The sequence below is a fragment of the Nostoc sp. FACHB-892 genome, assembly GCF_014698795.1.
Classification (GTDB): domain Bacteria; phylum Cyanobacteriota; class Cyanobacteriia; order Cyanobacteriales; family Nostocaceae; genus Nostoc.
The window spans coordinates 1-24,277 of sequence record NZ_JACJTR010000039.1; the positions used below are offsets into that span (position 1 = coordinate 1).

Below are 24,277 nucleotides of genomic sequence, written 5' to 3' on the forward strand. Positions count from 1 at the left end.
TTGATTTGAGAGCAGGTGGATTCTTAGAAGAGTTGAAACCCGATGCCATAGTACTGACCCTGATCTAAAATAGACGCTTTACTTATTAGCGTACTACTTAACATATTTAATACTCAAATTTGATTCTTTCTCCATCTCTTGGTTAAATATTCTGTATCTTTAGCTACGATTTTATATGCGCTTACCCTGTGGTCGGAAATTTTAAAGTAAATTATTTACCTAAAATAAATATCTTGACTATATCTGGGTACTACAAAGAGGGCACGGCTTATCTATGTTATTCTCCGGCGATGAATCCTGATTGGTACAATGGCAGAGGTTATAAAATAGCTCGCCCTGATTGTATTGGAGAAAAATTTGAGTTATTAGCGAATAAGTTTTATCCCTTTTTTGAAGAATTTTTTGCAGTTTAATTAAAATTAAACCCATTCTTAGGATAGCTATAGAGCGACGAATTATTTGACCAGAGCGACAGATTGTTTGTCACAAATATAAATACTTCTGCATTGTATATTCCTACATATTTATACAACTTCATGCCAACAACTATAAAAATTATGCTTCTTTACAGTCAAGCTTACAAGCAAGAAGAACTTAATTTTTAATTTATCGTTACAGTCAAATAATCTGTCGCTCTAAACGGCAGTATAGGTCAACAAAGTGACCAGTTTTTAAATGTTACATCCGTGCCCAAATTATTTCCGACGTATTAATTGCCTAAATTGCTTTTAACTCTTGCATAATTTTGGTTTGATTGATTGAACACTTAATTGTACCTCATTTCAAAAAATATTTAATGGAAAGTTTTAATTTATTGGGCATAGCGTTTCGTATCTAAATTACGTTTTATTAGTAAACCTACAATTCCAATAGCACTAGCTAAAATACTTAAACCAGAGTTCGACTCAGGAACTTGCTTAGAGACAACTTTAAAGTTGGCAATATTGTCACGGATAAGTAACTCATTCGTTGTCGGATTAAAGAAGTCAATACCAACACCTCTAGAATAAGAAAGCGGATTATCTGAAAGTATGGGAAGTTCTGTTTGATTCCCTGAGTAGAATAGGGCAATATCAAATAGACACGTAAGGCTAGAAGAAGTTATGCATCCAGGTGGATAACTAACGCCGCTAAGAACTCCCAAATTCTTTGGAAAACCAATCAAATCAGAAGTAACAGATGGAACAACATCAAAGTCAGTAGTGACGTTACTTAAATTGACATAGGGCGCTGAGATAGAAAAGTTAGAAACAGCACCAAGGTATGCAACTCCCGTAACATTAGGTCGAAATATAGCAGGTTCAGGAGATGGAGGGGTGTCTGTATTCAAGGTAAATGTTCCTGTTGCACCATTTCTAGTAGAAAAGTTAAAGTCTATTAGGGCAGCTTGAACTGGTTGTACGGATATGATTCCCAAAGCAATAAAGGCTACTTTGGTAATAGCGATGGATAATTTTTGCATGTGTGTTTTTGAGGTTTAGCACCAAAAAGTATACTTTCAATACAGGAATTATCTCAATCCGCAAAAAGGTTTTACTTTCTTGAAGGAATGGGACTAAGAAAAGCTGTAAGGACTGCGGGATCAGAAGTATAGCTTTTAATAGCAGAGAGCAAACTTATGCCAGAAAAATTATTAGAAAATTTTTTAGTCAAGCTGCACAAAATTTATAAGAGAAAGTGACAACAGAACATTTATGAAAAAAAGCTTACGTTTAATCTTCGCAGTTATTGCATTAGTGTTAATTGCTTTTTCATGGTGGGGTGTGCGATTGGTGCAGACTTCTCTTGTAGTACGCCAGATGGAACGTCAACAGATGCCATTATTATATGTCGCGCCAAAGAATGCTCGAAATCTTCCTGGTGTTTTAATTGCACATGGTTATGCAGGCTCTAAACAATTAATGCTTGGTTATGCTTACACTTTGGCTCATGCAGGTTATGCTACCATCCTGTGGGATTTTGATAGCCATGCTGCTAACACCAAACCACTAGAAAAAAACTCACTTCAGCAGAATTTAAATCTTGCATATACAGTACTTGTAGAGCAACCAGAGGTAGATAAATCACGTTTGGCCACATTAGGACACTCAATGGGTAGTGGTGCTGTAATGTCTGCTGCTATCAATCAGGTTGAGCGCTATGCTGCAACTGTAGCAATCTCACCTACAGGCGCGTCAATTACAGCAAATGTACCTCGAAACCTCTTATTACAAGCGGGAAGTTGGGAAAATAGATTTGTTGCCAATGCAAAGCGGTTACTACAGGCTGGTAGTGGAGAAAATGACAATTTTGCTCAAGGTATTGCAAGAAAGTTCGTTATTATCCCCAATGCCGAACATATTACAATTTTGTTTCGTCATTTGAGTCATCAGGCTGCTAGAGATTGGCTTAATAGCACCTTTGGAATAAACAACCAGAGTAACTATGTTGATTACCGAATGCTGTGGTATTTTTTGCACTTGTTGGCATGGTTAACTCTACTTGCAGCCATCGCCCCTGTTTTGGCTGATTCTTCTATTACTCACAAAACAGGACAGTTAAAAAGCTGGATTGGTTTATTAATAGCACCTTTTGTCGCTACTGGTACACTCATGTCAATCAATCAAGTAGGCGATATTCATGCCTTGGGTGGAATATTAGTTGGTGGAGCAGTTAGTACTTGGTTTGGGGTAGCAGGTTTAAGTTGGCTGATTTTCATGACACCATTACAACTGCCATCAGCCAGAGCTTTGGTAATTGGCATAACCTTATTTATCATATTGTCGATTGGTTTCGGGGCTATGGCACAGGTAGTATGGTTACAGTGGTGGTTAGTTGGGCCACGTTTGCAAATTTTTCCTCTTTTAGCAGTTGCTTGTTTCCCTTGGTTTTTAGCTTCTGGAATGGCACAGCAAAATCTGAGTTTTGGTCAGCGAACTTTGTGGTGGCTAGGGCAAAGCACAGTCTTAATTGCTGGTTTTATTCTAGTGCTTTATTTTCTGCCACAACTAAGTTTTATTTACCTTTTACTGCCACTATTTCCTGTATTTATGGCGATTTTTTCATTTTGTTCTGGGTTGTTGAATAATCCTTGGAGTTATGCTATTGGTAGTACTTTATTTTTTGGTTGGGTATTAGCATCTGCTTTTCCATTATCAAATTAATTTGGCTCTCCTAGACTAGCTATGTAAAATTAATACTTAATACCAGCTTGAATCATTACATAGCAAGTAATTCAGACAAAAAAAGTATATTTTTATTAAACATTCGATTTTGAATTGCTAGAATCCTTCTATAGTAATCATTATAGTCTGTTTTTATTATTAATTTATCATACCTACTCTGGGAGAGCCATTAATTTTTTCATTTTTCTATTTTTGCTTGAATATTCTCTGCTTTAACTATTTGATGCAGAATTGATGACAACTGAAGAACTGAAGAAACTTACTACTGGGGTGAGCAGTCTAGTATGTCTAGTTCGTGCTGACAGCGAAATACTGATATAGCATCAAGATGAGTAGAAAACCTCGAAAACCATTGATTGGCATTACAACTTACGGTCGCCTTGCAGCATTACCATTTTCTCTGCCAAGCGAATATATAGATGCAGTCCGTGCTTCAGGTGGCATTCCCATATTATTACCACCAGGAGAAATTGACCCTGACTCAGTTCTTGACTCCTTGGATGGATTAATTCTCTCTGGTGGTGGAGATATTGACCCTGCTTGTTACAACGGTTTTGCTCATCCTACTATTTATTCTATGGATGCTGAACGTGATGCTTTTGAATTGCAGCTTGCCAAGTTTGCTCTTGAACGTCATTTGCCAATATTTGGTATTTGTAGGGGTTTACAAATTCTTATTGTCACCTGTGGGGGTAGTCTAATTTCTCACATTCCAGATGTCTACGGCACATCTACACTACATCGTCTAGAGCCTGAACCTGGACGACGCTTACCGACAGAACATCTTGTCACGATAGATATAGAAAGCCGTTTAGCTAAATATGTACAAAATTCTCATATATCTGTAGTTTCTTGGCATCATCAAGCAGTAGATAAAGTACCATCTTCTTGGCGGATTGTTGGTCATGCTTTAGATGATGGGGTGATTGAAGCTATGGAGCATGAACATCATCCTTGGGCAATTGGCGTGCAATGGCATCCTGAGCTTTCAATTTCCGATTCTAGTAATCAAAAAATTTTTCAAGCTTTCGTTCAGGCTGCACATACCTAACAAAGCTAACTGAGAAATTAAAGCATTATTAAATAATTTAGTGCTGATCCATTGAAGAAACGCTTAACTCATCTAAATTAGATATTAAAGTGATATTTTTAGTACCAGTTTTTACAGATGTAGTTAAAATCGTTCCTGCACTTAGTGTCTTTCCTGGAGGATTTACCAACCAAAAGCGACTAAAAACAGCCAACCCACCACCACGAGTCCGGTAAGCAAAGGGTAAAGTATCTTGTAGGTGCCCGGTTAGAGACTTCATAGCTGGTGGGCTGCTCTCGATTAATACAGCTATGTCAGGCTTTTACTGTTCAATTATTATGCAACTTTAGTGCCGATTAGCTTAGAGTATCTAAAATCTTTAGTGGGAATTTTTTTATCGGAATTGGCCTTTACCTATGTCTTGTCTTAGGAGAGCCATTAATTAAAAAGTTAGGAAAAAATGGGTAGGAGCCTTAAATCAAGTATTTTGGTTTTTTTTATCCTAGCCATTGGTGTACGGTTTATTGCTGATGGCTCTATTTCACTGTTGAAGGAAGCATTTCCTGTCAAGTAAAATCAGCTTTGATTTATAGCAAAAATCTCAGATGAGTAAAACAAGCTAGACGGACTAAAGGTAATTTTAACTTAATCGGCGTGAGCCTCTCCTCTTGACCTGTACCATAGCCCAGGACTTGACCCCAGAGCGAGCGCATTTGACAAGTGCTAATATTTCAAGCTATGTCAAAAAATTTTTAAATATCTATAAATTATTACCTTTGATAGTTTTCTTTTGGAGCAATTTATCTCTAAGGATATAAGTTAATTTGCATCTTTTATAGATAGTTTAGTTATAAATACCAAAATAATCTGGAGTTATAAAGAATTAAAAAATTAAATTTTAAACTTTCTTTTTTAATCTTAATATAACTTTTCAGTTGACAGACAAAATTGAAAGCTATTAAAACTAGTTAAGTTTTCTCATTATATCAATAAAAAGTGGGTGTTCTTCAAAAAAATTATTTTTAGTTATCAACAATTGCTCTGAATAAGAAGGAATCGTAAAAGCCGATTTTTGCTCCATAAAACGCTTTGGCTAAGTTGAATTGTATGTACCTAATGCAAAGCAGGCGACGCTCTTCTCTGCTAAACTTTTTGAATTTGCGTGCATATCAGGGTTTGGAAACTGTTAGCCAAGAATAGAATTTTCAACAGAGGGAGATGGCTATGATAAAGCAACTATTACTTGAACAAGTCCTTGCTTGTGGTGTAGAAACTAATATTGCCACTACAATACTGCCGCAGGTTAATCAGTGCCTTGCTTGTCTACCTGCTGATTGCTGGCAGTGTCTAACTCAATGCATCCTTAAGCCTAGTCATCCTTTTGCACTACACGAACTCCTTTACAAAACCAGCTTCTCCGACTGGGACAAAAGTCAAGGGTTTCCTCCTGCTTGGTTTCCTTCTCATGAGCAGATGCAGGCGGCTAATATCGCTGTGTTGATGAAGGAGCTAAAACTGGATTCTTATGCAGAACTCCACGCTTGGTCAACACAACATTACGCTAAATTTTGGGACATAATTATTCAACGTTTGGGTATTCGCTGGCGAGAGAAATATACCCAAATTGTTGACTTGGCAGACAGTGTTGAGTCGCCGCAATGGTTGGTAGGCGCTCAATTTAATATTGTTGAAAGTTGTTTTCAAACATCCCCAGATATCCCTGCCATTATCTTCCAGCCAGAAGCAGGTTCAATTTTTACTCTCAGTTATGGTGAACTCTACGCCTTGACCAACCGAGTTGCAAATGGGCTTGTGGATGCTGGCTTTAAAAGAGCCGATGCCATTGCAATTACTATGCCGATGACAGCCGAATCTGTAGCAATTTACTTAGGGATTGTCAAAGCTGGTGGCATTGTAGTTTCTATTCCTGATAGTTTTAGCGCCGCCGAAATTGCTAGGCGATTGTACCTGTCTAACGCTAAAGCAATCTTTACCCAAGACTATATTTTGCGTAGCGGTAAGCAGTTGCCCCTTTACAACAAAGTGGTTAACGCCAATGCGCCTATTGCGATTGTATTAGGTTCATCTGTTGAACTGCGTCCTGGTGATTTAACTTGGAAGGAGTTTCTCAGTTCCAACGAGCAATTTGATGCTTTCCCTACACATGCTGGGGCTTACACTAATATCTTATTTTCCTCTGGCACCACTGGAGAACCCAAAGTCATTCCCTGGACGCAAACCACCCCAATCAAATGTGCTGCTGATGGGCATCTGCACCAGGACATCCAGCCAGGCGATGTAGTGGCATGGCATACAAATTTAGGATGGATGATGGGGCCATGGCTGATTTACGCTAGTTTAATTAATCAGGCGACGATCGCTCTTTATTATGGAAAACCTACAGAACGAGAATATGGTCAGTTTATACAGGATGCTGGCGTAAATATACTTGGTGTAGTACCGAGTCTAGTCAATAGTTGGAAAACAACTGGTTGTATGCAAGGTCTAGACTGGAGTGCTATTAAAGCTTTTAGCTCGACAGGTGAGTGTTCCAATCCTGAAGATATGTTCTACCTCATGTCCCTAGCTGGATACAAACCAGTTATCGAATATTGCGGCGGTACAGAAATTGGAGGAGCCTATATAACTGGCACTTTAGTACAACCATCGACTCCCTCAACTTTTACTACACCAGCCTTGGGGCTAGACATAATTATTCTCGACTCAGACGGTAATCCGACTAACAAAGGCGAGGCATTTATTATCCCTCCGTCGATTGGACTCTCCACGGAGTTGTTAAACGCAGACCACCACCAGATATATTTTGCGAATGTCCCCCAAATCCCGCATCTAGTACCTCTGCGCCGTCATGGCGACCAGATACAACGGTTGCCTTACTGCTACTACCGCGCTCACGGTCGCGTTGACGATAGTATGAATCTAAGCGGCATCAAAGTTAGCTCTACTGAAATTGAACAAGTTCTAAATGCCGAGTCAGGAATATCGGAAACTGCCGCTATTGCTGTTTCCTCTTTATCAGGAGGGCCGAGTCAATTAGTTCTCTATGTGGTGGTCAAACCCGATGTCCAGGAGGATAAAGCCGCGATCGCCACATCCTTGCAAAAAGCAATCAACCAGCGTCTCAATCCTCTATTTAAGATTCACGATATTGTCATTGTCGATCGCTTACCTCGTACTGCTTCTAACAAAGTTATGCGCCGTGTGTTGCGCGACCAATATCAAGCTACTTTACCCCAACCTACCAAGTCCTATGCGTAAAGTCTATATTGTCTCAGCAATCCGCACGCCCCTTGGTAAATTTGGTGGTGTACTAGCGAGTTTATCCCCCATAGATTTGGGGGTCTGTGTCATGCAAGCAGCGATCGCCCAAACTGGAATTCCGGCAGCAGCTTTAGACTTATATATTATGGGTAACGTCCTTCGAGCCGGACATGGACAATTATTGCCCCGCCAAGCCGCGCTCAAGGCAGGAATTCCAGAAACAGTGAATGGGTATGCTGTAGATATGGTCTGCTCTTCAGGCATGATGAGCTTGATCAACGCAACTAATACTATCCGAGTTGGGGACGCAGATATAGTTCTCGCTGGAGGTATGGAATCAATGTCTCAGACGGGCTTTTTACTATCCCACAGAGCGAGGTGGGGTTATAAATTCTTCTTGGGTGCGCCAGAGTCATTAACAGACGTACTACTCTGTGATGGTTTGACTGACACTACCACAGGGGAAACGATGGGAGAACAGGCAGAACGCATTGCCGTAATCTACGGATTCTGCCGTCAGGAATTAGATGAGGTAGCATTTTATTCTCATCAAAAAGCTGCTGCGGCAATGCAGCGAGGTAGTTTTGGCAAAGAGATTGTCCCAATTACAGTGAAAACCAAGCACGACAAGCAATTAGTAGATACAGATGAAGGAATTCGTTCTGATACTACCTGCTTTGGCCTTGCTAAACTACATTCTGTTTTTCATCCAAATGGTGTATTGACAGCAGGAAACAGTAGTCAGATATCAGATGGAGCTGCGGCTGTGATTTTAGCCAGTCACTCAGCAGTGGAAAGTTATCAATTGCAGCCGATGGCAGAGGTGTTAGGTGCAACTTGGGCCAGTGGTGAGACTTGGCGCTTCCTAGAGGCACCAGTTTGGGCAGTTAAACAGTTGTTAGAAAAGCTCGGCATGACGGGAGCTGATATTGACTTGTTCGAGAATAATGAAGCTTTTGCCCTGAGCAACTTGCTTTTTAGTCAGTTATTGAGCGTTCCCAAGGACAAGTTAAATGTTAACGGCGGTGCGATCGCTCTAGGGCATCCCATCGGTGCCTCTGGAACGCGGCTTGTTGTCACATTGCTCAATGCTTTAAAAGAACACAATAAAACCGTGGGCATAGCTGCTCTATGCCACGGCACTGGTGGAGGCACTGCAATTGCAATCAAACGGCTTTAGACTTCTTGCAGAAGTCGGGAAAAGGGTAAGGGGAAAGGGAGAAGAAAAAACCCTTTCCCTTTTACCTTTGCCCCCTCTTATTGTCCTCATTGTAGTAAGTCGCTATACAAACCATCCCAAAAAACGGTGATCGCTTCTAGAATCTGCCATCCTCCTTCAAAGAATTTGGCTTGATCAAAGTTGGGATTGAAATAAACCTCCTCTAATTCCTCAAGGGTGTGTGCAGCGTGCTGCGCCTCGACGCGGTTATGCCAGGTGAAGAATGCCAAACGTAAGTGCGGATGACGCATCTGTTTAATACGCATGAAACCATCTTCCAATTCCTGCCAGAAACCAGCCGCCGCCCAGTGTTCGACGGCAAAACTAGCACCCTGAGCAATCTGCTGATCGTCGCTACCGTAGAGGTGAATCAATTCATCGCAGAAGTGCAAGGTTTTAGGTCTGCCGTGCTTGCGCTTGCCGATTTCTGCAAAATCTAGCCCTAGACCCTGAGCCACCCCCAGCAGCCATTCAAAATGAGCTGCTTGGAAACGGCAAATACCACCATCTACAGTGCCATCAGTGCTGACTAATTCAGGATCTCCTTCTTTATCCTTTGCTTCCTCAGTGAGTGCAAGGCACTTACCAGTAAATAAATCCCCAGCCTTTGTAGGTTGATTGTGGGCGTAGTTGGTTACTCGTTTTAATAAGGCTGGGGATTTATTTTTATGGATCTCCCCAATGGGGTTAGGGATTTGTTTGATGTGGCGATAGATAACTCCCAGTTCGTTGAGCAATATCTCCCGACTAGCCCGCGACTGCTGGAGAGTGGGAGAATTGATAACTTTCAACAAAGCTGCAACTAGGAACTGGTTGGAGAAAACTGAGAATTGCTGAATAAAATGCCGCAGTTCTACATCTGTAGCTGTGCCTTTTTGAAACCACTTAGTATAGGCATTATTTCTGATAATGCGATGGTGCAATAATTTGCGCTCAACATCTTTGAGAAACTCTTGAAAGCCGTCTACCTGCTTTTGAGTTAGCGTGCCTTGGCGCAAACGCTCTTGAATCCGCGAAGAAATGGTGAGATGAGTTGGCTTTTTTGGAGCTGCTTGAGCGATCATAATATTACTCCTAGCTGGAAAATAAAAAATAGGAAATAAAGACTGGAGACTAGGAAGACATATACACTTTTTGTAGACAATTGCCAGGGAGTAGCTAGTTTGCAGCTAAAATCGGGACAAAAGACTTTGCTTCTCTTCCAGTCTTACCCAAGCCAACTGTAAACATAATTTTTGTCTTCCAAAGCAATAGCATTCGTCGTCAGTCTCAATGGTCGAAAAGTATCAATCATCACAGCAAGTTCGTTAGTTCCTTCTTTGCCAATCGACCCTTCGTACATCCCTGGGTGTGGGCCATGAGGAATGCCACTCGGATGTAAGGTAATCGAGCCTCGCTCAATTCCTTTGCGAGACATAAATTTCCCCTCAACGTAGTAGAGAACCTCATCGGAATCGACATTAGAGTGATTGTATGGGGCTGGAATTGCCTGGGGATGATAGTCAAACATTCGCGGTACAAAGGAACACAAGACAAATCCAGGGCCATCAAAGGTTTGATGCACGGGTGGTGGCTGGTGTATTTTGCCTGTAATTGGCTCAAAGTCCTCAATATTGAATGCAAATGGCCAAAGATGCCCATCCCAGCCAACTACATCCAGAGGATGATGGTTGTATAAGTAACGGCTAAACCCACCGCGAGCTTTGAGTAATACCTCAAACTCTCCTTCTTCATCGTAAGTAATCAGTGCTGATGGCGGACGAATATCCCGCTCGCAATAAGGTGCGTGTTCGAGGAATTGACCGTACTGATTGAGATAGCGTTTGGGTGGCTCGATATGCCCGTATGCTTCAATTACAAGCATTCGCTGCTCTACTTTTTCATCAGGTAAAATGCGCCAAACAACCCCGGTCGGAATGACCAGATAATCCCCTGACCTATAACGGATTATTCCATACTGACTTTCTAGTAAACCGCTGCCTTCGTGAATGAAAATTACCTCATCACCATGTGCAAAACGATACCAGTACTGCATAGGTGCTGTCGGCAAAGCTACGGAAATACAAACATCTGCATTGGCTAATAAAGGAATCCTAGATGCTATTGCATCGCCTTGAGCAGCTAGAATTGCTGTACGCAAATGACGGTGGCTTAGGGGAACGGATTCTTCATAAGATATATCTCTTTTGCTCTCCAGCAAAATTTTCTGGATTTGAGTGGGTGGATGCAAGTGGTAAAGCAGGGATTGAATACCCGAAAAGCCACGAGTTCCCATCAGTTCTTCGTGATATAAAGAACCATCGGTTTGGTGAAATTGAGTGTGGCGTTTATGAGGAATATTTCCTAATTTATAGTAATAGGTCATGGTTTTACCCCGCTTGTTTGGGTTTACCGTAGCTCCTTCTTGAAAACGGCATCATCTAAAGATTCCCTCGCCGCGCTTGCTCGCGCTCAATTGCTTCAAACAAAGCTTTGAAATTTCCCTCACCAAAGCCTTGGCAGCCATGTCGCTCAATTACCTCAAAGAACAGTGTTGGTCGATCCTCTACAGGCTGAGTGAAAATTTGTAACAAATAACCATCGCGATCGCGATCTACTAGGATTCCTAGTTCTGCTAGTTTATCTAGAGGCTCTTCAATTTTCCCTACCCGCTGTTCTATGTTCTCGTAGTAGTTTGGAGGAACTTTGAGAAACTCAACCCCTGATGCTCTAAGTAGGGAAACCGTCTCGATAATGTTGCTGCTTGCACAGGCGACGTGTTGAATTCCAAGACCCTGATTATATTCTAAATATTCTTCAATTTGAGACTTCCGTTTGCCTTGGGCTGGCTCATTGATCGGCAATTTGATTTTACCCGTACTGTCTTGCATCACTTTGGACATCAAGGCAGAGTACTCTGTGGAAATAGTTTGATCGTCAAAGTGTACTAATAACTCGAAACCCATAGTATCAGCGAAGAATTTAGCCCATCGCTCCATACCACCCAGTTCGACATTACCAACTACATGATCAATGTTGGTTAGACCGACTCCCTTCCCCTTAGCTGAGTCTTTAGGCTGAAAATTAGGTGCAAAAACTCCAGTGTAATGACTGCGCTCGACAAACTTGAGCAAAATATCGCCATAGATGTGAATAGCTGCGTAGTGAATTATTCCATATTCGTCTTTTTCTTCTGTGGGGGGAATTGCTCCCACTGCACCCCGCGCGGTTGACTCCTGGTAGGCACTGGCCGCATTGGGAACTTCCAAGGCAACAACGGCTATACTATCGCCGTGCTGAAGTACACTTTTGCAGATGGGATGATTTGGATTCAAGCCACTACTTAACACAAAGCGAATTTCTCCTTGCTCCATGACATAGGAAGCCGTTTTGCGATCGCCCGTTTCTAAACCCCGGTAAGCTGTATTGGTAAATCCGAAAGCTTGGGAGTAAAACAGTGCTGCTTGTCTGGCGTTACCTACATAGAATTCAAGGTGGTCAAATCGTTGAATCGGAAAAAAATTATTCACGGTAATTCCTCCTTTCGGGAACTACAGTTATTAATAGGAGGGAAGAACTAAAAGTAAAAGAGTAATATCAAGACAGTCTAATTATGCAATACAAAAATATTGCAGACATCTTCGTATTTTTGCGCCTATCCTGCGATTTCTGCTTTGCAGTACTTGTCTAATGCGCTTTTACGTAAATTAATTTTTCACCTATTTTAAGTATAGATATGTCAACAGGAAAATTTATAAGTATGTAACTAAAAATTAACCAGAACAATTAAAGTTATATTTAATATAGCAATTCTGATTTACAAACTGCTTATGGAGGTAGGCAATAGGGAATAGATAATAGGTAATAGATTGATTGCATCTGTTCTAGATTAACATCGATTAATTCTGAGTTAGCATTAAGCTATTGTGCCTACAAACTGCACTATTGAAATTGTGAATAAATAACCTAAAATCTCTCCTCTGCCCCTCTGCTCCTCTGCCCCCCTGCGATCTAAACTGCTCTCTTAGGTGCATAACAGCTTATTTTAGTCAGGAGATTATCTCCAATGCTGGCATCGATAAAAACGCTGTTCTCATCAATTGTTGACTATGCTGGACTGTTCCCACCAGCAAAACTCACTATGGAAGAGGCGATCGCCAATTATGCTTGCTATCAGAATACTTGCTACCACTGGATGTTAGGTAACTTTGTACTCCCAGTGTCGCGGATAAATGAGTTTGAACAACTACTTTTCAAGTTGCCTATAGAAGCGAGTAAAACTAAACACTGGCGGCTCAGTATAATCATCTCTCAAGAAGTGGAGTCGGCGATCGCCAAAATTCAAGCTCTAAATGACAATCATAAAATAGCGATCGCCTCCCTAGAATTTCCGCCGCTTTCCCTCAGTGAAATTGATAAAGTATTTCCTTATCTTCCTGCTGATATTGAGGCGTTTTTTGAAATTCCTTATAGTGAGGACTTGAAAGCATATTTAACTTTACTGCAACGCCCCGGTATATCGGCTAAAATTCGCACTGGTGGCTTGAGTACCGAGGCGTTTCCCACTATTTCTCAACTTTATCGGTTTATTTTTGCTTGTGCCGAAGCTCAAGTTGGTTTTAAAGCAACTGCTGGACTGCATCATCCCCTACCAGGAAAGTATCCCTTAACATACGAGCCAAACAGCCCTAATGCGATGATGCATGGCTTTCTGAATGTAGCAGTCTTAGCGGCACTAGTTTATTGCCAGAAGATAACTGCACAAGAAGCCCTAGTAGTTCTTCAAGAGTCTACTGTCGAAAGTTTCCAAGTCTCAGCAGATAGCATCGTTTGGAAAAATCGCCGACTGGATATCTGGGAGCTACAAAAGGCTCGGCAAAGTTTCTTTCGTTGTTTTGGTTCTTGCTCATTTCAAGAACCGATAGAATTACTCAAGAATCTGAAACTGTTATGAGCCATTTAATCGATCAAACTCACGATCCAAGTTTGCACAGTTGGGTGGAATCTGCCAATCAAAAAGATACTGATTTCCCCATTCAGAACTTACCTTTTGGCGTGTTTCGACATCGTAATGGTATCCGAAGCTCACGAATTGGAGTAGCGATCGGCGACCAAATTCTAGATTTGACATCATGTTACCACTCAAGATTGCTCCAAGAACTGCCCGAGCAGTTGCAAGCAGCTTGCACATCTGCTAACTTAAATCCCTTGATGGCTTTAGGAAGTTGGGCTTCATCAGCGTTGCGTACTCGTCTGAGCGAATTGCTGCGCTGGAATGAACAAAAGCCTTCGTCAGAGGCAAAACTGCTGGTGCCGATGGTGGAAGCCGAACTTTTATTACCTGCGGACATTGGCGATTATACTGATTTTTACGCTTCTATTTTTCACGCCACCAACGTTGGAAAGCTATTCCGTCCTGACAACCCCTTACTCCCTAACTATAAATACGTTCCTATCGCCTACCACGGACGAGCCTCCTCCATTGTACCCAGTGGAACCTCTATCAACCGCCCCCAAGGTCAGCGGAAAGCTCCTGAAGATACTGTCCCTCATTTCGGTGCTTCTGTGTCTCTAGACTATGAGGTGGAGGTCGGCTTTCTGATTGGTGCTGGCAATCAACTAGGACACCCCATATCTATTGACACCGCAGAGTCACACGTTTTTGGTCTTTGCTTAGTCAATGACTGGTCAGCGCGGGATATCCAAGCTTGGGAGTACCAGCCCTTGGGGCCTTTCCTCAGCAAGAGCTTTGCTACGACGATTTCTCCTTGGGTAGTAACTTTGGAAGCTCTGGCACCTTTCCGTTGTCCTGCTTTTGAACGTTCCCAGGAAGATCCCTTGCCCCTACCTTATCTGTCTGACTCAATTAATACCAGAGTGGGTGGAATAAATCTGATACTGGAAGTGCTACTTAATTCGGCACAGATGCGCGAGCAAGGGATAAAGCCATCTTCTATGAGCCATGCTTCCTTTAAAGAAATGTACTGGACAATAGCTCAAATGATTGCTCACCACACTAGTAATGGTTGTAATCTCCGCACTGGAGATTTACTAGCTAGTGGAACAGTTTCTGGTACTGAATCAGGTTCTCAAGGATCTCTGCTAGAAATTACTCGGCGTGGTTCTCAGCCTATTAAACTAGCAACGGGTGAGATCCGAACTTTCCTGGCTGATGCAGACGAAGTTATTATTCGCGGATACTGTGAGAAAGAAAACTATGCCAGAGTCGGGTTCGGAGAGTGTCAAGGCATAGTTCTTGCTGCCGAATGAGCAAAGGGAAGAAATGCAATTTTGTTAGATAAATCTACTTTAGGGCTAATACCAGGGACAACCGAGAGCGGTTTGGGACGCACTTTTTGCTGTTGCAAGGGTTCCAGCTTTGTCATCGGTCGAACTTGCCTCTCTGCTGTCGGCAAAATGCGATCAAATTGATCGCATCTTTCCATCAAATTATTGAAAACAACAGCCGCATCCATTAAAAGTAGGACTTACGCAAGAACTCTCTGAAACTCTTATTTCTCCGTGCCCTCTACGTCCTCTGCGGTTCGATTTTCCGTTACCTGTGCGTAAGTCCTGAAAAGATAAGATTGGCGACGGCTGTGACCAAAGCGATGACTTCGCCAACGCCAAGGGCGAACGCGGCAGTATTCCTCAAAGGTTTTGTGCGTGAAACGGTATAAGTTAATTTATGGGTGTATTTCTAATTCTTGACTTTTATTTTTCGCTAAGATTTTATCTATCTCACTATTCGCGCCCTCAAAAGTTTGCAATATCTGTGGAGTTACTTTATTAGTCACCACCTTTCCAGATTGCAAGTTTAAAATTACCTCTCCATTTTTCTGCGAAATAGTTAAATCTCTCTGCTGGGTATTGAAAGCCAAGTCATAAATCTTTCCAAGAAATTGAGTGCCATTTTCATTAGACTTACCCCAAACCATGCCAATCCTTTGAGCAATTTGAGTCAGCCGACTGATGGCTTCAAGCTCAAATGTATCTTTATTCATTACTGTCAACGCTTGGGCTGATAATTGCTCACCAGCTTTAAACCCATTTGCAACTTTTACAATGCGTTTTTTGTAATTCTCCGACTTACCTAACTTATCTGCGGCATTGTACCAATTTCTCAAGTCATCAATAGTAACTGTCGGGTATTTCTCTACACCTAAAGGTTCGGTTTTCACATTATTACTAATGTCTGGTATAGAAGAAGTAGTGGAGAGCAATGGAGTTATAGATTGGTTAGGCGGAGATTGCGCTGTTTGCTCTGGTGGTTTCAAAAACTGCGGTCGTGTGGCGAGGGAATTAACTCTTTGTTGATAGTCACTATCCGTTTCAATAATTGCCCCGAATTTCTTGGTCATGCTCGACAAAGTTTTGGCAGGTATAGAGCTATCAACCAAGTTAAATACGGCTAGACCTTTTTGAGTTTCCCTGATAACGTCTTCTATTGCTACTTGTTGACATTCAACTTTTTGAGCAGTTAACCATTTAGTCACAGTATCAGCTTTCTGGTTGTCAACAGCCAAGCCCATGATTCCAAGTTTTTTGTTTGATTCTGTCGAAAATAAGAAAGTAGGACGTTCTTTAATATGATGTAGAATTTTCGCGCTACTATCAATCATATACAGTTGTTGAGCGTTAATTGATTGAGTCCCAAAAGCCTGAAATTCCTTCGTCCACTTCTGGGGATATTCAACGGTATTAGGGTCAATTTGAGCGCAAATAACAGAAAAATTACTTTCAACGATTGCAGGCGCGAGTGTAAGTTTTCCGGTTTTGAGCAATCCAAGTTGTCTGAGCGCGTCTTTGTCTTTTTTGAAGTGCAATACCCCCAAGGGTTCACCATTCAAAAATACAGCATCTCTAGTTTTAGAAGCTGAGGTTTCGATAGTCAGTTTTCGGTAATCTTGATCATTGAATGTCTGACCAGAAAAATCATAGAAGTTAATTTTATTAATTTTGAGGAAATTTCCATTGGGAGACTCACCCAGCACAAAAGCTTGATCTCCTGTCTCAGAGATTGACGTGAGCTTTAATTTTAGGGGATTACCATTTTTAAGATAATTAATTTCTTTTAACTGTTGGGCAGAATCACTATCTAACTCACCCAGGGTTTTGCCATCAAGTCTGATTTTTACTGTTTTGTCAGTCACCGGCACAGTGCCAAATTCTAAGTTTACGGGTTCGGCGTTAAAAACAAGTCCTGCGTAAGAGAAGTTCTTGAGTTCACGGATAGTAATTTCAACCGGTTCGTTTCCTGGTAGCCCAATAGTTGCTTTGGCAGTAGCAGGTTCTACCCCAATGAAATTAGCTTGAGCCTTTGTACCAATTGGTAACATTCCAGCCCTGGTTTCGAGCATGGCGAATTCTTTATATTCGCCGTCACTATCCTGGGCAAACATTAGCCTGGAAACATGGCGCTCATGCCCAACTGGGTGGTGACTAGCTCTAATTTCTATCGGGTGCTTTTCGTCTGGGTTCCACTTTCTACCCAAAAATTGATTCGCTTCATTATTCAGTGTGACTAACTTTGGTTCGGTAAATTGCAGTTGCTCCAGGCGGGAGATAATTTCATTGGGGAAAGCAGCAAAGGCAAAGTTAGAAACTTTTTTAGCGTAGACGCGGAGCGGCTTGTCGCTAGACATCGCTTGGGGGTTTGCGTTTTCTTTTCTTGCAACTTCGAGTTCATCTTGGCGAGATGCACAGATGTTCCAAGCGGCGGCGGATAGAGCAAGTTTTTCTGACTCTGGGATAGAAGCGTAAAATGCGAGAGCCGCTTCTTGTGACTTGTCGAAAAGTAATTTAGTTTGGCTTCTAGTAAGTTCTGGTTTTAGTTCTAGGAGTTTAGCTCCCTGCATGGTCATCCCCGCCTTGAGGTTGTGGTCAGTCACAGATTGTTGGCTAATTGTCCCCAGGTTGCGATAGGCGGGTTTCCCATCATTTCCTATCTCACCATTAATTTGTGCAACTGCTAATAAACGATGGGGGCGTTCTTTAGTTCGCCATTTCTCTGGTATTTCGTCTAGGCGAATGTTCAACGTTTGGGCTTTCCAAATCAGAGGATGTTCGTAATGGGTGAGATTGGTAATTTCGAGTTGGCAAGACTGTGGAGTTTGGATGATTGCTGATGGCCCTTTCTCGGTTTCCCGCCGTCGCTCCATACGTACCGCAGCGTTGAACTTCAGATCAAACTCGTACTTGGCGGCGATCGCTGCAAATTTCTGCTGTGGTGTAAATTCTACTCCTTTGAATAAGTCTTTAAACTGGACTATGGGACGCGATTCTAACTGTGATTCTTGGAAATATTTATTGGTTTGGCTAATTAATAATTCTACTGGTGAGTAGCCCTTTGGTGTTATCCCCGTGCTTAAATAAGCTAACGAAGATTTTTTATCTTTAATATAATTAACATCACGATACAAGTAGCGGCTGTTTTCCCGGATTTTATCCATCTCAGGTTTTTTAGCACTCTTGAATAAATCAACCGCTATTTGGTTTTGATAACATCCCTCACCAATCATTTCTCGGTACATCAGACGGTTAACATCCATCGCCTGCTGAATAATATCTGGCGTTCTGTTAGGATTCTTTGCTAGAGCTACAACAGATTGCATGAAAGGTTTGTACTCTGCTCTAATTGGTTTGGGATTTTCGCCATGTTCCTGTTCAAATAAACTTTGATAGCGCTTAGATACTTGGTCTAAATAAGTTGACTGTTGTTCTAAGTTACCGTAAGTTTTAAGTACCTCAATTTCCGATTCTAATGCTTCCAATGCTGTCACTTGATTGTTGATTATGCCCACGCTGATACTATCGCTCATGTGGATAGCGATTTTTTCAAATGGGGGCTGGCTTCCATCTTCCAAATAAAATGATTGTTTCTTTTCTTTAACAGTAGGCCGATAAGCATTTTCAGGCTGGTTTCTGTACTCGGCTTCGGCTGTGAAGTTTGGATATTGAAGTGCAAGTGCTACGCCAATACAGTCACCGTCGAAATCACGCGCTTGACGTTGTGATTCGGTTTCGAGGGGATTAACTTCGTTGTGTTGAATACCTTGAGCTTCTAGCGCTTCAATCCGAGCAAGTATGCGTTTGTGATCTTCATCATTGACTACAATAATTCCTTGTAAGTCTGTACCATCTGGAGCTAGGCGGTCTTCAACATATTTGTTATTAGAAACACACAGACCGTTAGAATTAAGAAAGGGAGAACGGAAATTTAATACTTTTTCATTTTTATCTATCCAAGTCGCGCAAATTTCGCCATTTTTGAGTTCTTTGGAAGGGATAATCATTCCTCGGTCAAAAGTTAATGTCTTGCCAACCGCAATATCACGCCACTGACCTTGCACAAATCGACTTAGCTCTTGTTTTACTTTTTCGGTTTCTAATAATTGTTGATGTCCAAGTAAATCAGCTTTGACGAGTTTGTACATGAACATATCATCTTTCTGAGATTCATCTGATTCATCGTTTAGCTCTAAGTCTTCACCAGAATTATTCTCTACTTGTTTACCTAAAGTATCAGCTTTAACTGATTCAATAATTTCTTGTTCTAAAGATTTTTTTTGCTCTTCTGAAAATTCCTTTCGCTTTTCGTAGTTTTCACAGTACAGTTGTGCAACAATTCTAGGGTCATCTTGAGCTTCTGCTAGCTTTTGGGCTTGTACCTCTAGTTCTTCAGCAAAATCCTTAATACCTTGAGGAAATGATGCTAATAATTGAGATATAGCAGTTTTACCTCGCTCTGATTGGGATTTTTCGCCTAACCAGATTTTTTGTTTGTATAATCCCGGTTTAATTTGGGGTTTAGTCGGTTTATCGGGATGATCTTTGTCTGTACCTTTGAAGCTAGATCGGGGAAGAATTAAGTCAATTTTGGGTTCGTTATTAGTATCAGCATATTTTATTTTATCAAAACTGTAAGGTCTTAATGTTCCTTTACCGAATCGATATTTAGTATCTTCTCCATCAGTTTCTGTCCACCCAAATCGATGCTGAATTACACGATAACTTTTATCTTGCTGCTCTTCCCTTTTAGTTAATTTATCATATAGCTGGGTAGAGATTTGACCGTAGCAATCACCTACCAATTTAAAAGCATTTTCTTTGTTAATAATTCCTCCATTTTCACCTTGTGCTTCAGTAGAGTCATCTACAATCAAAATGTTTAGTTCTTCATGTATCGAATTTTTACACCCCCCTAGAAAGATTGAACCGTAAGCACCTCTATCTTTTCTATCAGGACATAACTTTTCAATTACTTCCAAGCATTCTGGCGACCCGTACAATAATCGGGTTTTAGAAGATAATAACAGCGTATGCCCATTTGGGTGATTTCTTAAATCTTCTGGCGTACTATATTCATCTATATGTCCGAAAGAAAACTGTTGATCTGGAAAGTAAAATTCTAATAGAGTATTATCTAATTTCTCAGTTAAAATTGATTGGGGATTCTGATTATCTCCATCAGTGTGAATCCATTGATTTAGCCTGGGGTCAAAGTGTTGAAATTGCAAAGACATAATCTTGTTTAATCATTGAAAATTTTTAGGAGTCCAATATGTCAAGAATTAAACGCTGGTTAAATATGCATGGGAAAGAATTTAACGCAGACGGAACTTTAAAGAATGAAGCTAGACAACAAATGTTATCTGAAGGTATGAATGACGCAGCAATCAATAGTTATGCCCTTCGACTTAAAAATAACTACGATGAATGGAAACGACTAGATGAAACAGATCCAGAGCCTTGGCCTGTTTATACTGCCTACGATTTCTTCACCCCTACAGAGCAGCAGCAGTTCAACAGTGATGGTACTCTCAAGCCAGAATATATCGAATCTGAACTAAAAAAAGGTATTAGATCCGAATGGCTAGGAGAAATGGAACGGCGCAAGATACTGGATGTAGAAAACTATAATCGAGTGTCGGCTCGGAAAGCAGAAATGGGGATTAATTTTGGTGAGCAAGAAATGAATAGACTACGTGCTTCAAACCGAACATATACACAACGCGTCAAGCAGATGGAGGTAGACTTAAGGAACAACGAAGAACCCAGTACACTTCCGTTCGATAAAGATACTTCCTGGTTTTAAGCTAGATGTTTAAGATTTTGGAAAGCTGAAAGTTTTGTCATCGTGCTACTTTCAGCTTTTTATGCTCATACCTTGTCAATTGGCTTGCCGTTCTATAGCTGGAGGGATTACCCCAGACGAGCGCACAACTGACTTGTTGGAAGCGGCGGCAAGGAACGCAAACATACCTAAAATAGCAAAAGACGTAATAATCACTTGCTGTAGGGATGCAAAAACCGACTTTTCTTTCTCTTTTTGTACAGTAATGCGATTCAGATTCTGTTGAAATGCCGAGAAATACAAATAATTCAACACTTGTTTACACAAGGTAGGGTCTTCACCTATCTGTACTTTCTGGCACAGAAGAATTTCTAGATGCTCCCGGCGGCGATCGCTTGTAGACAAATCGCGCTTATCCCACAGTTTTGCCTGAGTTGTATCTAAAGGTCTATTAATACCTAATAAAGTCATAATTATGGCCTCACTTGATTTAGGAGTTAGTTGAGGGAACAGGTGTAATCGATAATTCAATTACACCCTAGTGTGCTTTTTGAAAAATGGAACTCATACCTAACTTAAGAAGTTTAAATATGCTTTCAAAAAAGGACTAGCAACTTGAGTACTGAAAAAATCAAAGCTCAGGTTGCTAGTAAAGTTTGAGAATATATGCTATATTTCCCAGTCCAAATCTTCAGTTTGAGATAGAGATAAAACCTGTGCCTTGGGTGGTGGCTGGGGTGTATCTGGCTGCAATGGGTTCGTTCCATCCTGAAATAATTCTTGTGCCAGAGTCCGCCCATCTGAGTCAATGTCACTACTCAAGAAATACTCCAAAACCTGCGGTGTAGCACCATCAATTGCTGCTTGTGCTAGTAGAGATTTGATGAATTGGGGAGATGCTTCGCTATCAGCTAGTACCTTCAAGGTTTGCTCGGCATCTTGGATGGTCATTTTGGAGATATCTCTAACTCCAACTTCTTCCCAGACATCGCCAAAATACTGACGATATTGCTGATTGAAATCTTGCTCTTGGGCGAAGTGGGCTAATTCTTGTACTCGTAATTGTGTCGTCTCTGACATATTAATTGACTAAGGTTAATTGTTCGCGTTTATTGTTTGACCCAACCATTTTGAGTAATTGTTGATTAAGCGGAGGGAAACACCATTCAAAGCCAAACCCTTACATTTATTGGCTTTGGCGATGTTAGACAGACATTCTGTCTAACATCAGACAGCATTAGTAACAATAGTTGTCGTACAAATGCAAACTAATCTAAATCCCAAGACTTGTAGTGATATAACCGTTCCTTTGCCAAATCTCCATGTCTGGTTTAGAACTCTTGAATGGTTGAACATAATAATCAGGAACTAGGGGTTTGTCTTGGCGGTCATAGCTAAATTCATGATCCAAAAACTTGATATGGCTAATATGGGATGCCCAAGCATCGCCTATCCTATCACCTAATCCCATTGTGTCTAAATATTTAGGTAGTTCCATTCCGCCATTCCAACAAATGGGGATGCCTTCACCATCAAAATGTTCGGTTAGCTCTTGGCGTACAAAGGATGCTGTCCCACCACAAACTAAGATTTCATCCATTTGGGCAATATTTCTCAACCAGCGCCATAAAGCACGGCAGTACTCTTTGCGAACTATCGGTAAAATCCGACAAAACAACTCTACATCAGCATTGATTTCTTCGATTTTGGTTTTGCGCGATAGAAACCGCAGTGCATCAAAATTGTTATTCGTGGTTTCGGCTAAGGCTGAAATTAGGCGTAAGTCATCTTTTGATAAACCTACGGCAGTACGTTCTACAAACTGATGCACCACCCAATTCATCCCTAAATCTGTAGATTCAGCTTTTATTGCATTCCCCTTGTGCGACAAAATAAAACTGGCATTACGATAGCCTAACATCAGCATTCCTATACTCTTTTGGAAATAGTTTATGTTGACGTTGCGACTGCGATATGCCATGATACCCGCCCCTTCTGGACTGACATCAAAGCTACGCAATTTTGCTTTTAACCTTCCTGTTGGCGTGATTATTCCTGTTTTTAAGTTCTGTGCTAGTTTTGCTCTGAGCGTTTGCCCATCCGACGCTTCTCCCACTGGCAGCAACAAATGTACATATAGTTCTATATCTGGGTTTTTCACTCCCAGCCGGCGAATTGCCAACCATAATATAGCTGCTACTTTTGGTAAGGCATATTGATACTTCAAATCTCTAATAGCTGATGTCCCCGCAAACATACTTCTGGCTAATGCTCCCAGGACATAGTATTCTGACCCAATTCCTATCCACACCGTCGTATCTTGTACGAGTTGATTTGACAAATATTCTATTGACTCTACCCCTAAATCCGCTATTTCTGGTTCCATTGCTAAAACTATTGGAACCCCATCTGGATAAATCTGTGCTATCCCCTTCTGAGAACTTGTCCCTAAATCAATCGTCACCACAACTTTTGTGTAGTCTTTAGAATTATTCTTTTTATTCATCTTTACCCCCGTTTTGTTTGTCCCAGCCAAACATCCGCTTAATGTCGGTCATCTCTTGATAGTTTTGCGAGGAAAGAAATTCATTGTCATCGTCATCTTCCTCATCTTCCTCATCAGTAGAACTTATTTGTCCATTTCCCGAAGTAAGCCCTAAGACGGATAGACTATCTGATGCCACTATGTTTGATGCTTGCATTGATATATTTGATGTCACCACTAGCGGATCTGGTGCTATCCCACAAGTTCTCCGAATCATACTAATTTGTGCTTCTAGTTGACTAATTGCCCAAATGCCAATCTGTCTTAATTCTTCTCCTCTCAGCCCCGAAGAAAACAAGGCTAGAGGTAGCCAGTGTTTTTTTAGTGTCGATGTAATTGTTTCCGAATAATCTTCCTTCAAATTTAAAGGCTTTGACCTCAAGTAATCAATTACTTCTGCATCTGCACTGTCACTCGGTCTTCTAAATGACACTACTCTATATCTAGAATCATTCATTTTTTTGACTAAAATTCTGATTAGCGTAACGCGCTTTCTTAAAATTATTACACTAATTTTTATCGCCCAGTTTTTTTATTTTTATTTTGATACTGCCTAACTTAACTAAATTTAATATTTTTGCTTCTGAAATTTATGTTGTCTGCCTAAATAAAGGATTTACTTAATAATGGATGCACATATAACACCGCATTTTTTCTTCTAATCCTTCACTTAGTCCCTCATTTTTTAAATCCCTACTAATTTACCGGGGTTTAATTTGCTTTTACGTGGTCAAAATGTATTACTAATCACAGTTACAAATAGCAGACATTTTGCACATAAAACCCCTATTTATATACAAAATGTCTGCTATTCTGCATCGCTTATACACGCCTTTAACTGCTATAGCTGTCATCAAATGTTGACAATCAGGTACAAAATGTCTGCTATTTTGCACATCACTTTTTTGAAAAATTGCCCTCTAACACTTACTCCAAAAAGCTTTGAGGCGATTTGTCCAGTTTCTTGTATTCTCAATAGGCT

The 24,277-nt window shown here is 40.9% G+C and carries 18 protein-coding genes; 7 read left to right on the forward strand and 11 right to left on the reverse strand.

The genetic code is table 11. The annotated features are described in order from the left end of the window. Positions 1-811: 811 nt before the first annotated feature. Positions 812-1,462 carry a hypothetical protein gene (locus tag H6G96_RS31335; protein ID WP_190916901.1) on the reverse strand — a complete coding sequence of 217 codons (651 nt, stop codon included), beginning with the start codon at positions 1,460-1,462 and terminating at the stop codon, positions 812-814. Between the two features lie 232 nt (positions 1,463-1,694). Between H6G96_RS31335 and H6G96_RS31340 the strand changes: the two genes are divergently transcribed. Together H6G96_RS31340 and H6G96_RS31345 are read left to right on the forward strand one after the other, a co-directional pair. Then, a complete protein-coding gene (locus H6G96_RS31340) occupies positions 1,695-3,143 on the forward strand; it encodes an alpha/beta fold hydrolase (protein ID WP_190916903.1) in 1,449 nt (482 codons plus the stop codon). 349 nt (positions 3,144-3,492) lie between these two features. After that, positions 3,493-4,215 carry a gamma-glutamyl-gamma-aminobutyrate hydrolase family protein gene (locus tag H6G96_RS31345; RefSeq protein ID WP_190916906.1) on the forward strand — a complete coding sequence of 241 codons (723 nt, stop codon included), beginning with the start codon at positions 3,493-3,495 and terminating at the stop codon, positions 4,213-4,215. Positions 4,216-4,252: 37 nt separating this feature from the next. On the opposite strand, the gene H6G96_RS31350 is transcribed toward H6G96_RS31345, so the two are convergent. Next, positions 4,253-4,474 (reverse strand): hypothetical protein, encoded by a 222-nt coding sequence (locus H6G96_RS31350; protein WP_190916908.1) that lies wholly within the window; start codon positions 4,472-4,474, stop codon positions 4,253-4,255. A gap of 944 nt (positions 4,475-5,418) precedes the next feature. Here H6G96_RS31350 and H6G96_RS31355 point away from each other — a divergent pair. Both H6G96_RS31355 and H6G96_RS31360 read left to right on the forward strand, forming a co-directional pair. After that, on the forward strand, positions 5,419-7,473 hold the full coding sequence (locus H6G96_RS31355; RefSeq protein WP_190916910.1) for an AMP-binding protein: 2,055 nt from the start codon (positions 5,419-5,421) through the stop codon (positions 7,471-7,473). Continuing rightward, a complete protein-coding gene (locus H6G96_RS31360; protein WP_190916912.1) occupies positions 7,466-8,656 on the forward strand; it encodes a thiolase family protein in 1,191 nt (396 codons plus the stop codon). The genes H6G96_RS31355 and H6G96_RS31360 overlap by 8 nt, the downstream gene beginning before the upstream one ends. 86 nt (positions 8,657-8,742) lie before the next feature. Here H6G96_RS31360 and H6G96_RS31365 read toward each other — a convergent pair whose 3' ends face one another. From H6G96_RS31365 to hppD, 3 genes are all read right to left on the reverse strand, one after another. Next, the gene (locus H6G96_RS31365) at positions 8,743-9,759 is read right to left on the reverse strand and encodes a hypothetical protein (protein ID WP_190916914.1); all 1,017 of its coding nucleotides are present in this window, start codon (positions 9,757-9,759) and stop codon (positions 8,743-8,745) included. Between the two features lie 143 nt (positions 9,760-9,902). Beyond that, positions 9,903-11,060 (reverse strand): homogentisate 1,2-dioxygenase, encoded by a 1,158-nt coding sequence (locus H6G96_RS31370; protein WP_190916916.1) that lies wholly within the window; start codon positions 11,058-11,060, stop codon positions 9,903-9,905. A 55-nt stretch (positions 11,061-11,115) separates the two neighbouring features. Further along, on the reverse strand, positions 11,116-12,204 hold the full coding sequence (gene hppD, locus H6G96_RS31375) for a 4-hydroxyphenylpyruvate dioxygenase (protein WP_190916918.1): 1,089 nt from the start codon (positions 12,202-12,204) through the stop codon (positions 11,116-11,118). A gap of 536 nt (positions 12,205-12,740) precedes the next feature. Between hppD and H6G96_RS31380 the strand changes: the two genes are divergently transcribed. Then, on the forward strand, positions 12,741-13,628 hold the full coding sequence (locus H6G96_RS31380) for a hypothetical protein (protein ID WP_190916920.1): 888 nt from the start codon (positions 12,741-12,743) through the stop codon (positions 13,626-13,628). Continuing rightward, positions 13,625-14,944 (forward strand): fumarylacetoacetase, encoded by a 1,320-nt coding sequence (gene fahA / locus H6G96_RS31385; protein WP_190916922.1) that lies wholly within the window; start codon positions 13,625-13,627, stop codon positions 14,942-14,944. The genes H6G96_RS31380 and fahA overlap by 4 nt, the downstream gene beginning before the upstream one ends. Here fahA and H6G96_RS31390 read toward each other — a convergent pair. Then, positions 14,917-15,120 (reverse strand): hypothetical protein, encoded by a 204-nt coding sequence (locus tag H6G96_RS31390; protein ID WP_190916924.1) that lies wholly within the window; start codon positions 15,118-15,120, stop codon positions 14,917-14,919. The genes fahA and H6G96_RS31390 overlap by 28 nt on opposite strands. Before the next feature lie 240 nt (positions 15,121-15,360). Then, positions 15,361-20,199: a hypothetical protein gene (locus H6G96_RS31395; RefSeq protein WP_190916926.1), complete on the reverse strand. Its 4,839-nt coding sequence runs from the start codon at positions 20,197-20,199 to the stop codon at positions 15,361-15,363. A 38-nt stretch (positions 20,200-20,237) separates the two neighbouring features. Between H6G96_RS31395 and H6G96_RS31400 the strand changes: the two genes are divergently transcribed. Further along, a complete protein-coding gene (locus tag H6G96_RS31400) occupies positions 20,238-20,771 on the forward strand; it encodes a hypothetical protein (protein WP_190916928.1) in 534 nt (177 codons plus the stop codon). Positions 20,772-20,846: 75 nt separating this feature from the next. Here H6G96_RS31400 and H6G96_RS31405 read toward each other — a convergent pair whose 3' ends face one another. The 4 genes from H6G96_RS31405 to H6G96_RS31420 form a co-directional block, all read right to left on the reverse strand. Further along, the gene (locus tag H6G96_RS31405) at positions 20,847-21,221 is read right to left on the reverse strand and encodes a hypothetical protein (RefSeq protein WP_190916929.1); all 375 of its coding nucleotides are present in this window, start codon (positions 21,219-21,221) and stop codon (positions 20,847-20,849) included. A gap of 198 nt (positions 21,222-21,419) precedes the next feature. Then, positions 21,420-21,830, reverse strand: coding sequence for a hypothetical protein (locus H6G96_RS31410; protein WP_190916931.1), 411 nt, complete (start codon positions 21,828-21,830; stop codon positions 21,420-21,422). Positions 21,831-22,023: 193 nt separating this feature from the next. Beyond that, entirely contained in the window at positions 22,024-23,256 is a 1,233-nt protein-coding gene (locus tag H6G96_RS31415; protein ID WP_190916933.1) for a ParM/StbA family protein, read from the reverse strand. Further along, the gene (locus tag H6G96_RS31420; RefSeq protein ID WP_190916934.1) at positions 23,249-23,752 is read right to left on the reverse strand and encodes a hypothetical protein; all 504 of its coding nucleotides are present in this window, start codon (positions 23,750-23,752) and stop codon (positions 23,249-23,251) included. Before H6G96_RS31420 ends, H6G96_RS31415 begins: the two co-directional genes overlap by 8 nt. Positions 23,753-24,277: the final 525 nt, after the last annotated feature.

Bases quoted from the DNA above. Each gene is read 5' to 3' on its own strand.
- H6G96_RS31370 (WP_190916916.1), bottom strand. From the start codon at position 11,060: ATGACCTATTACTATAAATTAGGAAATATTCCTCATAAACGCCACACT.
- H6G96_RS31420 (WP_190916934.1), bottom strand. From the start codon at position 23,752: ATGAATGATTCTAGATATAGAGTAGTGTCATTTAGAAGACCGAGTGAC.
- H6G96_RS31415 (WP_190916933.1), bottom strand. From the start codon at position 23,256: ATGAATAAAAAGAATAATTCTAAAGACTACACAAAAGTTGTGGTGACG.
- H6G96_RS31335 (WP_190916901.1), bottom strand. From the start codon at position 1,462: ATGCAAAAATTATCCATCGCTATTACCAAAGTAGCCTTTATTGCTTTG.
- H6G96_RS31390 (WP_190916924.1), bottom strand. From the start codon at position 15,120: ATGGAAAGATGCGATCAATTTGATCGCATTTTGCCGACAGCAGAGAGG.
- H6G96_RS31410 (WP_190916931.1), bottom strand. From the start codon at position 21,830: ATGTCAGAGACGACACAATTACGAGTACAAGAATTAGCCCACTTCGCC.
- H6G96_RS31405 (WP_190916929.1), bottom strand. From the start codon at position 21,221: ATGACTTTATTAGGTATTAATAGACCTTTAGATACAACTCAGGCAAAA.
- H6G96_RS31345 (WP_190916906.1), top strand. From the start codon at position 3,493: ATGAGTAGAAAACCTCGAAAACCATTGATTGGCATTACAACTTACGGT.
- H6G96_RS31355 (WP_190916910.1), top strand. From the start codon at position 5,419: ATGATAAAGCAACTATTACTTGAACAAGTCCTTGCTTGTGGTGTAGAA.
- H6G96_RS31395 (WP_190916926.1), bottom strand. From the start codon at position 20,199: ATGTCTTTGCAATTTCAACACTTTGACCCCAGGCTAAATCAATGGATT.
- H6G96_RS31365 (WP_190916914.1), bottom strand. From the start codon at position 9,759: ATGATCGCTCAAGCAGCTCCAAAAAAGCCAACTCATCTCACCATTTCT.
- H6G96_RS31400 (WP_190916928.1), top strand. From the start codon at position 20,238: ATGTCAAGAATTAAACGCTGGTTAAATATGCATGGGAAAGAATTTAAC.
- H6G96_RS31350 (WP_190916908.1), bottom strand. From the start codon at position 4,474: ATGAAGTCTCTAACCGGGCACCTACAAGATACTTTACCCTTTGCTTAC.
- H6G96_RS31340 (WP_190916903.1), top strand. From the start codon at position 1,695: ATGAAAAAAAGCTTACGTTTAATCTTCGCAGTTATTGCATTAGTGTTA.
- fahA (WP_190916922.1), top strand. From the start codon at position 13,625: ATGAGCCATTTAATCGATCAAACTCACGATCCAAGTTTGCACAGTTGG.
- H6G96_RS31360 (WP_190916912.1), top strand. From the start codon at position 7,466: ATGCGTAAAGTCTATATTGTCTCAGCAATCCGCACGCCCCTTGGTAAA.
- H6G96_RS31380 (WP_190916920.1), top strand. From the start codon at position 12,741: ATGCTGGCATCGATAAAAACGCTGTTCTCATCAATTGTTGACTATGCT.